The 13947-nt window shown below is 46.9% G+C and carries 8 protein-coding genes; all 8 read left to right on the top strand.

The features are described 5' to 3' along the window. The first annotated feature begins 51 nt into the window (after positions 1-51). The 8 genes from aceE (at position 52) to IEW88_RS06885 (ending at position 13333) form a co-directional block, all read left to right on the top strand. Positions 52-2718 (top strand): pyruvate dehydrogenase (acetyl-transferring), homodimeric type, encoded by a 2667-nt coding sequence (gene aceE / locus IEW88_RS06850; RefSeq protein WP_147903592.1) that lies wholly within the window; start codon positions 52-54, stop codon positions 2716-2718. Between the two features lie 11 nt (positions 2719-2729). Further along, positions 2730-4364, top strand: coding sequence for a pyruvate dehydrogenase complex dihydrolipoyllysine-residue acetyltransferase (gene aceF / locus IEW88_RS06855; RefSeq protein ID WP_147903593.1), 1635 nt, complete (start codon positions 2730-2732; stop codon positions 4362-4364). 143 nt (positions 4365-4507) lie between these two features. Continuing rightward, positions 4508-5920, top strand: coding sequence for a dihydrolipoyl dehydrogenase (gene lpdA / locus IEW88_RS06860; RefSeq protein ID WP_147903594.1), 1413 nt, complete (start codon positions 4508-4510; stop codon positions 5918-5920). 151 nt (positions 5921-6071) lie between these two features. Continuing rightward, positions 6072-8162, top strand: coding sequence for a M13 family metallopeptidase (locus IEW88_RS06865; protein WP_147903595.1), 2091 nt, complete (start codon positions 6072-6074; stop codon positions 8160-8162). Between the two features lie 337 nt (positions 8163-8499). After that, on the top strand, positions 8500-11097 hold the full coding sequence (gene acnB, locus IEW88_RS06870; protein WP_147903596.1) for a bifunctional aconitate hydratase 2/2-methylisocitrate dehydratase: 2598 nt from the start codon (positions 8500-8502) through the stop codon (positions 11095-11097). A gap of 58 nt (positions 11098-11155) precedes the next feature. Beyond that, entirely contained in the window at positions 11156-11530 is a 375-nt protein-coding gene (locus IEW88_RS06875; protein ID WP_147903597.1) for a YacL family protein, read from the top strand. A gap of 181 nt (positions 11531-11711) precedes the next feature. Next, positions 11712-12050: a P-II family nitrogen regulator gene (glnK, locus tag IEW88_RS06880; protein ID WP_008899672.1), complete on the top strand. Its 339-nt coding sequence runs from the start codon at positions 11712-11714 to the stop codon at positions 12048-12050. 11 nt (positions 12051-12061) lie between these two features. After that, positions 12062-13333 (top strand): ammonium transporter AmtB, encoded by a 1272-nt coding sequence (locus IEW88_RS06885; RefSeq protein ID WP_147903598.1) that lies wholly within the window; start codon positions 12062-12064, stop codon positions 13331-13333. Positions 13334-13947: the final 614 nt, after the last annotated feature.

Below are 13947 nucleotides of genomic sequence, written 5' to 3' on the forward strand. Positions count from 1 at the left end.
AACTGTTAATGTTCCGCTCTCTGGCGTGGAACTGATTAAGGAAACTTTGATATGTCTGAAGTCAATAAGACTGACATCGACGCGCTCGAAACCAAAGAATGGTTAGAGGCTCTTGAATCTGTAGTTCGCACCGAAGGTGTAGAGCGCGCTCAGTTCCTGTTAGAACAAGTGCTGGAACAGGCTCGTCTGGAAGGCGTGGATATGCCAACAGGCATTACCACCAATTACATCAATACCATTCCGCCACAGCAAGAACCTGCCTATCCGGGTGATGTAAATCTGGAAAAACGTATCCGCTCCGTGATCCGCTGGAACGCTATTATGATCGTTTTACGCGCTTCGAAAAAAGAGCTGGATTTAGGTGGCCACATGGCGTCTTACCAGTCTTCAGCCGCGTTTTACGAAACCTGTTTTAACCACTTCTTCCGCGCACCAAATGAAAAAGATGGCGGCGATTTGGTGTATTACCAAGGCCATATTTCTCCGGGGATCTACGCCCGTGCTTTTGTCGAAGGCCGTTTAACAGCCGATCAGCTGGATAACTTCCGTCAGGAAGTAGGTGGTGAAGGTTTATCTTCGTACCCACATCCTAAATTAATGCCTGAATTCTGGCAGTTCCCAACAGTATCTATGGGCTTAGGTCCCATTACGTCTATCTATCAGGCGCGTTTCCTGAAGTATTTAGATGGTCGTGGTTTAAAAGATACCAGCCAACAACGCGTCTATGCCTTCTTAGGTGACGGCGAGATGGACGAGCCGGAAAGCCGTGGCTCTTTATCTTTTGCTGCCCGTGAAAAGCTGGATAACCTGTGTTTCCTGGTCAACTGTAACCTGCAACGTTTAGATGGTCCTGTGATGGGCAACGGTAAAATCATCCAGGAACTGGAAGGTTTATTCCGTGGTGCCGGCTGGAACGTAATTAAAGTGGTATGGGGTAGTGGCTGGGACAAGCTGCTGGCCAAAGACACCACAGGCAAGTTACTGCAACTGATGAACGAAACTGTAGACGGTGACTACCAGACCTACAAAGCTAAAGACGGCGCTTATGTGCGTCAGCATTTCTTCGGACGTTACCCTGAAACTGCAGCTTTAGTGGCTGATATGACAGACGAAGAAATTTTCGCGTTAAAACGTGGTGGTCATGAGCCATCCAAGTTATACGCAGCATTTAAATCTGCGCAGGAAACCAAAGGTCGCCCAACTGTCATTCTGGCCAAAACCATCAAAGGTTATGGCATGGGTGAAGCGGCTGAAGGCAAAAACATTGCGCACCAGGTCAAGAAAATGGATATGACTCATGTGCTGCAAATCCGTAAGCGCCTGAGCCTGGAAGATTACATCAGCGAAGACGATGTACAAAGCCTGCCTTACATCCAGTTGCCTGAAGGTTCGCCTGAGCACCAGTACCTGCATGCCCGTCGTAATGCGTTAAATGGTTACACGCCAGTGCGTTTACCAAATTTCACTAAAGCTTTAACTCTGCCAGAACTGAACGTGTTTGAGCCTCTTTTAGAAGAGCAAAAACGTGAAATTTCGACCACTATGGCTTTTGTGCGTTCACTGAACGTATTGCTGAAAGATCCAAATATCGGTCAGCAAATTGTGCCTATTATCGCTGATGAAGCCCGTACTTTTGGTATGGAAGGTTTATTCCGTCAGATTGGTATTTATAACCCACGTGGCCAGACGTACACGCCGGAAGACCGCGCTGTAGTGTCTTACTACAAAGAAGAAACTTCAGGTCAGGTATTGCAGGAAGGTATTAACGAGCTGGGCGCTATGGCGTCATGGGTCGCAGCTGCTACGTCATACAGCACCAACGATCTGCCGATGATCCCGTTCTATATTTACTACTCTATGTTTGGTTTCCAGCGTGTTGGCGATATGGCCTGGTTAGCGGGCGATCAGCAAGCCCGTGGTTTCCTGTTAGGCGCTACTGCCGGCCGTACTACGTTAAACGGTGAAGGCTTACAGCACGAAGATGGTCACAGCCATATTCTGGCAGGCACAGTACCTAACTGTATTTCGTACGACCCGACTTATTCTTATGAGCTGGCGGTGATCATCCAGGATGGTATCCGTCGTATGTACGGTGTGGACCAGGAAAATATCTACTACTACATCACAGTGATGAACGAAAACTACCATCACCCTGCTATGCCAGCAGGTGCTGAAGAAGGTATTCGTCGTGGTATCTATAAACTGGAAAGCCATGTCGGTGAGAAAGCCAAAGTTCAGCTGTTAGGCAGCGGCACTATCATGAATGAAGTGCGTAAAGCGGCTGAAATTTTAAGTGAAGATTACGGTGTAGGCTCAGACGTGTTCTCTGTGACTTCATTTAACGAGCTGGCACGTGATGGTCAGGATTGTGAGCGTTTCAACATGCTGCATCCTATGGCTGAAGAAAAAGTGCCATACATTGCCACTGTGTTAGGTTCAGCTCCTGCGATTGCCGCCACCGACTACATTAAAAACTATGCCGATCAGGTGCGTTCTTTTGTACCTGCGGTGTCTTATAAAGTTCTGGGTACAGATGGTTTTGGCCGTTCTGACAGCCGCGAAAATCTGCGTCGTCACTTCGAAGTGAACGCAGGTTACATAGTGCTGGCGTCCTTACGTGAACTGGCCAAACGCGGTGAAATCGACAAACAGTTAGTGGCGGATGCCATTGCCCGTTTTGGTATCGACACCAATAAAACTAACCCACTGTACGCATAAGAGGATTTGTCATGACGATTGAAATTCATGTGCCGGACATAGGTGCGGATGAAGTTGAAGTCACCGAAGTACTGGTGAAAGTGGGCGACAAAGTCACGCTGGACCAGTCTTTATTATCGGTAGAGGGCGACAAGGCTTCGATGGAAGTACCAGCAGCTCAGGCCGGTACTGTTAAAGAAATTAAAGTCAAAGCCGGCGATAAAGTAAAAACCGGCTCACTGATTATGGTGTTTGAAGCTGAAGGTGCTGCTGTTGCAGCGCCAGCAGCTGCTCCTGCTCCTGCGCCTGTTGCCGCACCAGCTCCGGTTGCTGCGGCTCCGGCCACTCCTGCAGCTGCAGAGTTAAAAGAAGTTCAGGTGCCTGATATTGGTGGCGACGCCGTTGAAGTAACGGAAGTGATGGTGAAAGTCGGTGACACTGTTGCCGCTGATCAATCACTGTTGTCGGTGGAAGGTGATAAAGCTTCAATGGAAGTGCCAGCGCCATTTGCCGGTACTGTCAAAGAAATCAAAGTCAAAGTAGGCGACAAAGTACAAACAGGCTCTTCAGTCTTTGTATTTGAAGTGGCTGGCAGTGCTCCATCAGCTGCAGCTGCTGCGGTAGCGGCTCCTGCTGCTGTTGCTGCGCCAGCTCCAGTAGCAGCGCCTGCGCCTGCAGCATCAGCTCCGGTTGCAGCGCCATCTGCATCAGCAAGCGAATTTACTGAGAACCAGGCTTATGCTCATGCTTCTCCTGTGGTGCGTCGTTTAGCCCGTGAGTTTGGTGTGGATTTAAGCAAGGTCACAGGCACAGCCCGTAAAGGCCGTGTGCAGCGCGAAGACGTGCAAAATTATGTGAAAAATATTATTGCGCAAGTGGCATCAGGCAAAGGCAACGTCACCAGCAGTAGTAACAGTGTGGGTTTTGATTTAATCCCTTGGCCAAAAGTGGATTTCAGCAAGTTTGGCGCTGTGGAAGAAAAACCTCTGTCGCGTATTCAGAAGTTATCCGGTGCAAACTTGCATCGCAACTGGGTGCGCATTCCACATGTGACTCAGTTTGACGAAGCGGATATCACAGGACTGGAAGAATTCCGCAAAGAGCAAAACGCGCTGGCTGATAAAAAGAAAATGGGCGTCAAATACACCCCATTGGTCTTTATTATGAAAGCCGTTGCTAAAGCTCTGGAAGAGTTCCCAACCTTTAACAGCTCGTTATCAGAAGACGGTGGCAGCCTTATTCTGAAAAAGTATGTGCATTTAGGTATAGCGGTCGATACACCAAATGGTTTAGTGGTGCCTGTGGTACGTGATGTGAATAAAAAAGGCATTATCGAATTGTCCCGCGAACTGCAGGATATTTCGTTAAAAGCCCGTGAGGGTAAACTGACGGCTGCAGATATGCAGGGTGGTTGTTTCACCATCTCCAGCTTAGGTGGTATTGGTGGTACGGCCTTTACGCCTATCGTCAACGCGCCTGAAGTGGCTATTTTGGGTGTGTCAAAATCTGACATTAAACCTAAGTGGAATGGTAAAGAATTTGAACCACGCCTGATGGTGCCTTTGTCTGTATCCTACGACCACCGTGTGATTGATGGTGCTTTAGCTGCGCGTTTTACTGCGACTCTGGCATCCTATTTAGCGGATATCCGCCAAATCATTATGTAAGACGAAACACGACTGAAAGTTGTCCTGTGCTCTGAAAAGATACGGGACATCTTTCAGGTAGGGTGATAAAATTCCGTCACTTTATTTCCTGGCCGCTTGTTTTGACGGGTGGCTATCTTAGCAAAAGATAAAAAGGTAAAACGATGAGCAACGAAATCAAAACGCAAGTTGTGGTGTTAGGCGCCGGCCCTGGTGGATATTCTGCAGCATTTCGCGCAGCTGACTTAGGTCTGGAAGTGACTTTAGTTGAAGCACGCAGCACACTTGGTGGTGTTTGTTTAAATGTTGGCTGTATCCCATCTAAAGCTTTATTACATGTCGCCAAAGTGATCGATGATGCGAAAGAAATGGCATCACACGGTGTTACTTTTGGTGCACCACAAATCGATTTAGATAAAATCCGTGCCTGGAAAGACAAAGTAGTTGCTCAGCTGACCAACGGCTTAGCTGGCATGTCGAAGATGCGTAAAGTCAAAGTCGTGACTGGTTACGGCAAATTCACTGGCCCAAATACGCTGGTGGTGGGTGATACTACTATTACTTTTGAAAGCGCTATTATCGCTGCTGGTTCTGAGCCAGTGGCTCTGCCATTCATTCCAAAAGATGACCCACGTGTGATCGACTCTACCGGCGCTTTGGAATTAAAAGACATTCCAGGCGAAATGCTGGTGTTAGGTGGCGGCATCATTGGTTTAGAGATGGGTACTGTGTACCGTGCTTTAGGCTCTAAAGTCTCTGTGGTTGAATTTGCTGACCAGTTGGTTCCTGCTGCGGACGCTGATTTGGTCAAGGTGTACACCAAGTACAACAAAGACAACTTCAACATTATGCTGTCGACTAAAGTGACAGCTGTTGAAGCTAAAGCTGATGGTTTGTATGTGACCTTCGAAGGCAAAAATGCACCAGCAACACCTGTACGTTACGACAAAATTTTAGTGGCAGTAGGCCGTCGTCCAAACGGTTCTCTGTTAGATGCTGCCAAAGCTGGTGTGAACGTGGATGAGCGTGGTTTTATCAATGTAGATAAACAACTACGTACTAACGTGCCACACATCTACGCCATCGGTGATGTGATTGGCCAGCCAATGTTAGCGCACAAAGCTGTACACGAAGGTCATGTGGCTGCTGAAGTGATCTCTGGTCTGAAGCACTTCTTCGACCCACGTTGCATTCCTTCTGTGGCTTACACCGATCCGGAAATGGCATGGGTTGGTATCACTGAAAAAGAAGCTAAAGAAAAAGGCGTTGCTGTTGAAACTGCAACTTTCCCTTGGGCAGCTTCTGGCCGTGCTATCGCTTCAGCCCGCACTGAAGGCTTCACTAAGTTAATTTTCGACAAAGAAACACACCGCATTTTAGGTGGCGCTATTGTTGGTATTAACGCTGGTGAAATGTTAGGTGAAATCTGCTTAGCAGTAGAAATGGGTGCAGATGCTGAAGACATCGCTCTGACCATCCATGCTCACCCAACCTTAAACGAGTCTATTGGTTTAGCTGCTGAGATGTACGAAGGTTCTATCACTGACCTGCCAAATCCAAAAGCGAAGAAAAAATAAACTGACTCTTCATTAAGAGACAGAATAAAAACCGGCAACTGCTTCGCATTGCCGGTTTTTTTATATTTTGTTACAACTTCCATTAACAAAAAGTGGCCTGCCGGAGTAGTATACTGCGGTTATTTAACCCTTTTGGCAGGAAACCCTTCGAATGAAAAAAATTACCTTAACTGCGCTGAGCGTCGCTATGGCCCTTGGCCTGGCTGCTTGTGGCAAGGCACCAGAAACCACTAGCACTGAAACCGCGAAACCAGCAGCAGAACAAAAAGCAACAGCAGCTGTAGCGACTTTGGTTTCTGGTGTGGACAAAGAAAACTTCGACCCGGCAGTACGTTTTCAGGATGACTTCTTCTTAGCAGTCAACGGTGGCTGGCTGAATAAAACTGAAATCCCAGCGGAAAAATCTTCGTACGGCTCTTTCCACGTATTGGCAGATAACTCGCAATTGGCAGTGAAAGCTATTATTGATGAAGTCGCCAGCCGCACTGATTTAGCGCCAGGTTCAGATGGCCACAAGTTAGGTAGCTTCTACAACAGCTATATGAACGAAGCCAAACTGGAAGAGTTGGGTTTAACCGCTTTACAACCTCAACTGGAATTGATCCAGGGCTTAAAAGATAAAAAGCAACTGGCCAGCACTTTTGCCTCACTACAGCGTGACGGTGTGACTATTCCATTGGGCTGGTATGTGAACAACGATGCGAAAAAATCCACTGAATATGCAGTGTATGCCGATCAAAGCGGTTTAGGTTTACCAGACCGTGATTACTACACCAAAGATGATGAAGCTTCGAAAAAAATTCAGGCTGAGTACCAGGCCTACCTGCTGGATTTATTCACTTTAGCTAAGCATGCAGACCCGGCAGCTGCTGCCAAACGTGTGTATGCGCTGGAAACTGAGCTGGCGAAAAACCAGTGGACCCGCGTACAAAACCGCGATGCCGATAAAACTTATAACAAAGTATCGACTACTGATTTAGCTAAAACTTTAGGTGAGTTTAGCTGGAACGACTATGCTGCTGGTTCTAAGCTGACCAACGTCAACGAAATCATTATTGGTCAGCCAAGCTATTTTGAAGCTCTTGGCAAAATTGTTGCTGCCACCGATCTGCAAAGCTGGCAGGACTATCTGACCTTCCATACGGTCAATGATTATGCCGACAAGCTGAGCAAAGCCTTTGTTGACCGTCAATTCCAGTTTTATTCCACTACCTTACGTGGTGTAAAAGAGCAAAAACCACGCTGGAAAAAAGCTGTGGATGCCAGTGATGCCGTATTAGGTGAGTTAACAGGCAAGCTGTATGTAGAGCGTCACTTCAAACCAGAAGCCAAAGCTCATATGGAAAAGTTGGTAGCGAACTTAATCAAAGCTTACGAGCAGTCGATTAAAGATCTGGAATGGATGTCGGAAGACACCAAAAAAGCTGCATTGGTTAAATTAGGTACTTTTACGCCAAAAATCGGTTACCCGAACAAGTGGAAAGATTATTCCAATCTGGAAATCAAAGCAGACGATTTAGTTGGTAACTTTGTGCGCTCCACGCACTGGAGTTACGATCAGATGCTGGCGAAGTTAGGCAAGCCAATCGACAAAGACGAATGGTTTATGACACCACAAACAGTCAATGCTTACTACAACCCGGCGAATAACGAAATCGTGTTCCCTGCAGCTATTTTACAACCTCCTTTCTTTAACATGGCGGCAGAAGATGCAGTGAACTATGGTGGCATTGGTGCTGTGATTGGCCACGAAATCGGCCATGGTTTTGACGATCAGGGTGCTAAGTATGATGGCGAAGGTAACTTACGCAACTGGTGGACAGAGCAGGACGAAACTAAGTTCCAGGCTTTGGGCAAAGCTTTAAGTGCACAGTACAGCAAATATGAGCCAGTGCCGGGCCATTTTGTGAATGGTGATTTGACCTTAGGCGAAAACATCGGTGACTTAGGTGGTTTAACTGTCGCACTGAAGGCTTACCATTTGTCGCTTGAAGGCAAAGAAGCACCAGTGATGGATGGTTTTACCGGCGATCAGCGCGTGTTATTAAGCTGGGCTCAGGTATGGCGTTCTAAATACCGCGATGAAGTAATGAAAGAGCAGTTAGCGACTGACCCACATTCACCACCGCATTATCGCGTCAATGGCATAGTGTCCAGCCTGCCAGTGTTCTACACAGCTTTTGATGTGAAAGAAGGCGATAAGCTGTATATAGCGCCGGAAAACCGCGTGAAGATTTGGTAATTCGTTTTTTATTACTGACAAATGGCCGCTTGATGCGGCCATTTGTATAATTGCTGTCCTGCCAAATCTCCTCAGGGCCATCGTCATGGCGCTCCGATGTTCAACATCGTTTCAGATGATTCTGTCTATCTGCACGACCAGTTTTAGTATTATTCTTGAGAATGATTCTCAACTGGGCGGGGTATTCACGAAAGTTATAGCGACTATAAGCTTGGTTGCTTATACTCAGGTGTCAATTCAGGCGGTTTTTTCTTATAATCCAGCCTGTTCGAGATTCCTGTCTATCGCTGCGGTACTGATACAGTGCTCTGTGGCGACCTAACCAGAGGACATTACTGTGCTTCAACAATACCGTGAACATGTGGCCGAACGTGCGGCTCAAGGCATTCCTCCGTTGCCACTGAATGCGCAACAAGTGGCGTCGTTAACTGACTTATTGAAAAACCCACCAGCAGGTGAAGGTGAATTCTTAGTTGATCTGTTAGAAAACCGTATTCCACCTGGCGTGGACGAAGCTGCTTATGTTAAAGCCGGCTTTTTAACTGCTGTTGCCAAAGGTGAAGTCACAAGCCCGTTAGTGACTCCAGAGCGCGCTACTGAATTATTAGGCACCATGTTTGGTGGCTACAATATCCAGCCTATGATCGACTTGCTGGATAACCCAAAATTAGCGGCTTTAGCGGCGAAAGGTTTATCTCACACTTTGCTGATGTTTGATTCTTTCCATGACGTGAAAGAAAAAGCCGACGCAGGTAACGTGCATGCCAAAGCTGTATTACAAAGCTGGGCTGATGCCGAGTGGTATACCAGCAAACCTGCTATCCCAGAAAAAATTACTGTGACTGTGTTTAAAGTCACTGGCGAAACCAATACCGACGATTTATCTCCAGCTCCGGATGCATGGTCACGCCCTGATATTCCTCTGCACGCTTTGGCGATGCTGAAAAACGTGCGTGATGGTATCGAGCCTGATGCACCTGGTTCAAAAGGCCCGGTGAAGCAAATCGAAGCGTTAATTGCTAAAGGTTTCCCACTGGCTTATGTCGGTGATGTGGTAGGTACAGGTTCAAGCCGTAAATCAGCCACTAACTCTGTGCTGTGGTTTATGGGCGAAGATATTCCATTCGTACCAAACAAGCGCACTGGTGGTGTTTGTTTAGGTAGCAAAATTGCACCTATTTTCTTCAACACTATGGAAGACTCAGGTTCATTACCTATCGAATTAGACGTGTCAAACATGAACATGGGTGATGTGATCGACATTTTCCCACATCAGGGTGTGGTAAAACGCCATGGTACTGATGAAGTGGTTTCTACTTTTGAACTGCGCTCTAACGTGTTGCTCGATGAAGTGCGTGCCGGTGGCCGTATTCCTCTGATCATTGGTCGTGGTTTAACAGACAAAGCCCGTGAAGCTTTAGGTTTATCTCACTCTACAGTGTTTGAACGTCCTGCTGTGACTGAAGTGACTAACAAAGGTTTCACCTTAGCTCAGAAGCTGGTTGGTAAAGCCTGTGGCGTGAAAGGTATTCGTCCTGGCCAATACTGTGAACCAAAAATGACCACTGTAGGTTCTCAGGATACGACAGGCCCAATGACTCGTGATGAGTTAAAAGATTTAGCTTGTTTAGGTTTCTCTGCTGACTTAGTGATGCAGTCGTTCTGTCACACTGCGGCTTATCCGAAGCCAGTTGACGTGAACACGCATCACACACTGCCAGATTTCATTATGAACCGTGGTGGTATCTCTTTACGTCCAGGTGATGGTGTAATCCACAGCTGGTTAAACCGCATGCTGTTACCAGATACAGTAGGTACTGGTGGTGATTCTCACACCCGTTTCCCTATCGGTATTTCTTTCCCGGCAGGTTCTGGCTTAGTAGCTTTTGCTGCTGCCACTGGTGTAATGCCACTGGATATGCCTGAGTCTGTGTTGGTGCGTTTTAAAGGCGAAATGCAGCCTGGTATCACGTTACGTGATTTAGTGCACGCAATCCCTTACTACGCTATCCAGCAAGGCTTACTGACTGTTGAGAAGAAAGGCAAGGTCAACATTTTCTCTGGCCGTGTGTTAGAGATTGAAGGTCTGGAGCATTTAACGGCTGAACAGGCGTTTGAATTATCTGACGCTTCAGCTGAGCGTTCAGCTGCAGGTTGTACTATCACCTTGTCTGAAGCTTCAGTGGCTGAATACTTAGAATCCAACATCGTGATGCTGAAATGGATGCTGAGCGAAGGTTACGGCGATGTACGCACTATCGAGCGTCGTATTCAGGCGATGCAAGCCTGGTTAGCCGATCCAAAACTGGAACGTGCTGACGCTGATGCTGAATATGCTGCGGTGATCGAAATCGATCTGGCTGACATCAAAGAGCCAATTCTGTGTGCACCAAACGACCCGGATGACGCTCGTTTATTGTCTTCAGTCGAAGGCGATAAGATTGATGAAGTCTTTATCGGTTCTTGTATGACCAACATCGGCCACTTCCGTGCCGCTGGTAAACTGTTAGACAAGTTCAAAGGCCAGATCCCAACCCGTCTGTGGATAGCTCCACCAACCAAGATGGATAAAGATCAGCTGACTGAGGAAGGTTATTACGGTATTTACGGTCGTGTGGGTGCCCGTATCGAAATCCCGGGTTGTTCATTATGTATGGGTAACCAGGCTCGTGTAGGCGACAATACCACTGTGGTATCGACTTCTACCCGTAACTTCCCGAACCGTTTAGGTCAGGGTGCTAACGTTTATCTGGCTTCTGCTGAATTAGCTGCTGTTGCATCTATTATCGGCCGTTTGCCAACAGTACCTGAGTACCTGGAATACGCGAAGCAGATTGAAACGACGGCTGCGGATACCTACCGCTACCTGAATTTCCATCAGATGAGCCAGTACACCAGCAAAGCGGCCAATGTAATTATTCAGCAAGCTGTCTGATTACTTTAATGTGATGCAAAAAGGCCCGCTTAGCGGGCCTTTCTATTTGGAACAATGCATGGAATTCGATTTTATCTACAACACTGAGGCGAAGCGCTACAGCCTGAAGTTAAGTTCTGAACAGCTGGCGCTGCAGTGTTTCTTATTGGATGAGTTTGAGCCTAAGGCAAGTGCATATCAGCCTCTGTTAACACAGCTACAACAGCTGAATGCACAGAGTCAGTATCAATGGGATGGTAAAGAGTATCGGCTCACGGTACAGGCCTCTGAAGTGGTGATTTGTCACTTCTCATTGTTGCAGGAGCAGGGCATTGAAATGGAGTTGGATCCAGAGCAGGATTTGGAGTTGGATCAAAGCCAGCTTTATGCTGAATGTGGTCTGGAAGATCTGCTGCATTTAATACAGCAGTGGCAGCAATTTTTACCCACCTGATTTAGTTCTGTTATCTATCCGCTGCACTCTGGCAGTGAATAAACGCACCTTGTTGGTGCGTTTTTTTTGAGCGCTTTAAATTTATTTTCATAAGTAGTTGAAAAATATAGGTTATAAATCTTGGCACAAGGTTTTCTTGTCTTATTGGCAAATGCAACAAGACACCATAAGGATAATAACCATGAAACTCGTATGTGCCATCATCAAGCCGTTCAAGCTTGACGATGTCCGTGAAGCGATTGCGGACATTGGTATTGAAGGTCTTACTGTGACAGAAGTGAAAGGCTTCGGTCGTCAGAAAGGTCATACAGAACTCTATCGGGGAGCGGAATATCAGGTCGATTTTTTACCTAAGGTAAAATTGGAGATCGCGGTATTGGATGAAAACGTCGAGCGTTTGTTGGAAGTGATCCAAAAAGCTGCACACACAGGCCGGATCGGGGACGGAAAAATCTTCGTTTACGATCTGGAGCAAGTGGTGCGGATCCGCACAGGTGAAATGGACTCAGAAGCCATCTAAAGGGGTAAATCATGCAGGAACAAATTTATCATTTACAGTTTGCGATGGACACCTTTTACTTTTTGGTGTGTGGCGCTTTAGTGATGTGGATGGCCGCTGGCTTCTCCATGCTGGAAGCTGGTCTGGTCCGTGCTAAAAATACCACGGAAATACTGACAAAAAATATCGTTCTGTATTCAGTGGCTTGTGTTATGTATCTGATCTGTGGCTACCAGCTGATGTATGGTGGTGGTTATTTCTTAACAGGTATAGGTGAAGTCGATGTTGCACAAACCTTAACCAGTTTTGCTGAACGTGAAAATGGTTTTGAAGGGAAAGCGATTTATTCTAAAGCCTCAGATTTCTTCTTTCAGGTGGTATTCGTAGCAACAGCTATGTCTATCGTCTCTGGTGCAGTAGCTGAGCGCATGAAGTTATGGGCGTTCCTGACTTTCGCTGTGGTGATGACAGGTGTGATTTACCCAATGGAAGGCTCGTGGACATGGGGTGGTCAGTCTGTGTTTGGTTTATACAGCTTAGGTGACTTAGGTTTCTCTGACTTCGCTGGTTCAGGCATAGTGCACTTGGCTGGTGCGGCTGCGGCTTTGGCTGGTGTATTACTGTTAGGTGCCCGTAAAGGTAAATATGGTAAAGATGGCAAAGCACATGCTTTCCCTGGTTCTAACATGCCACTGGCTGCTTTAGGTACCTTAATTTTGTGGTTAGGTTGGTTTGGCTTTAACGGTGGTTCTGTACTGAAATTAGGCGATATTACCAACGCTAATTCGGTTGCCGTGGTGTTCTTAAATACCAATGCTGCCGCTGCTGCCGGAACTATTGCTGCAATAGGCTTGTCTATGCTGTTGTTCAAAAAGGCTGATTTAACCATGGCGTTAAATGGTGCTTTGGCTGGTCTGGTGGCTATTACCGCAGAACCTTCAACGCCAACGCCTTTAGAAGCGTCTATCTTCGGTGCTATTGCTGGTGTCTTAGTGGTTGGTTCTATTCTGGCCTTAGATAAGTTAAAAATTGATGACCCTGTAGGTGCGATTTCTGTGCACGGTACTGTAGGTTTATTTGGATTATTAATTGTTCCTCTGACCAAACCGTCTGCCTCATTAGTGGGTCAACTGGCTGGTGCTGCTACTATTTTCGTCTGGGTTTTTGCGGCGAGTTTAATAGTGTGGTTTGCTTTAAAAATGACAGTGGGTATCCGTGTCACAGAGCAGGAAGAATATGAAGGTGTCGATCGTTCTGAGTGTGGTGTAGAAGCCTATCCTGAATTTGTATCGACAGTAAAGTAGGCAGCCTGGGAAGAGCCGGTGGGGCTTCTCAGGAGCTGGTTGCCAAGCCAGCAGCTACGCAAGTAGCAGTTGGTCTTGGCAACTAAACCCGTACCACCAAATTCGTCTATCCTTGTCCTTTGTCTTTATCAGACAACCCCGGCGGCGTAAGCTTCCGGGGTTTTTTCTTGTGGTCTTAGCCACGGACCTGTGCGCTGTTTTAGTGCAGTCGCCAAATCATTTTGCAAAGAACGGATGTAATCTAACAGCTGTTTTCAAACAGGAAAAGGGCCCTGTTGAAAAAAACAACATTATTGTTAGTGCGAAAACTCTAAATTGCTTCAGGGTGACGCAAGAGGTGCATTAATATGGTGCATTTGTGAGGCAGCTGACTAGAACGGGGGAGAAAATAAAAACCGGTGCTCTGAAAACAAGACGGGCCGCGAACTTCGCGGCCCCTAAAACTTGGTGGCGTCCTTCCAACCACTATCCCTGATGGATCATCCCTGTGCTCGTCCTGAACATTCCAACTGCAATCCTGCAGCATCCCTTTCCATTTAACTCTCTATCCTGAGAGTACCTTCTGCCTCCGGCAGAGTCCCTATCCTTGAATCTTCATCCTGAAGATGTATGCT

It is taken from the genome of Rheinheimera tangshanensis (assembly GCF_014645135.1).
GTDB lineage: Bacteria > Pseudomonadota > Gammaproteobacteria > Enterobacterales > Alteromonadaceae > Pararheinheimera > Pararheinheimera tangshanensis.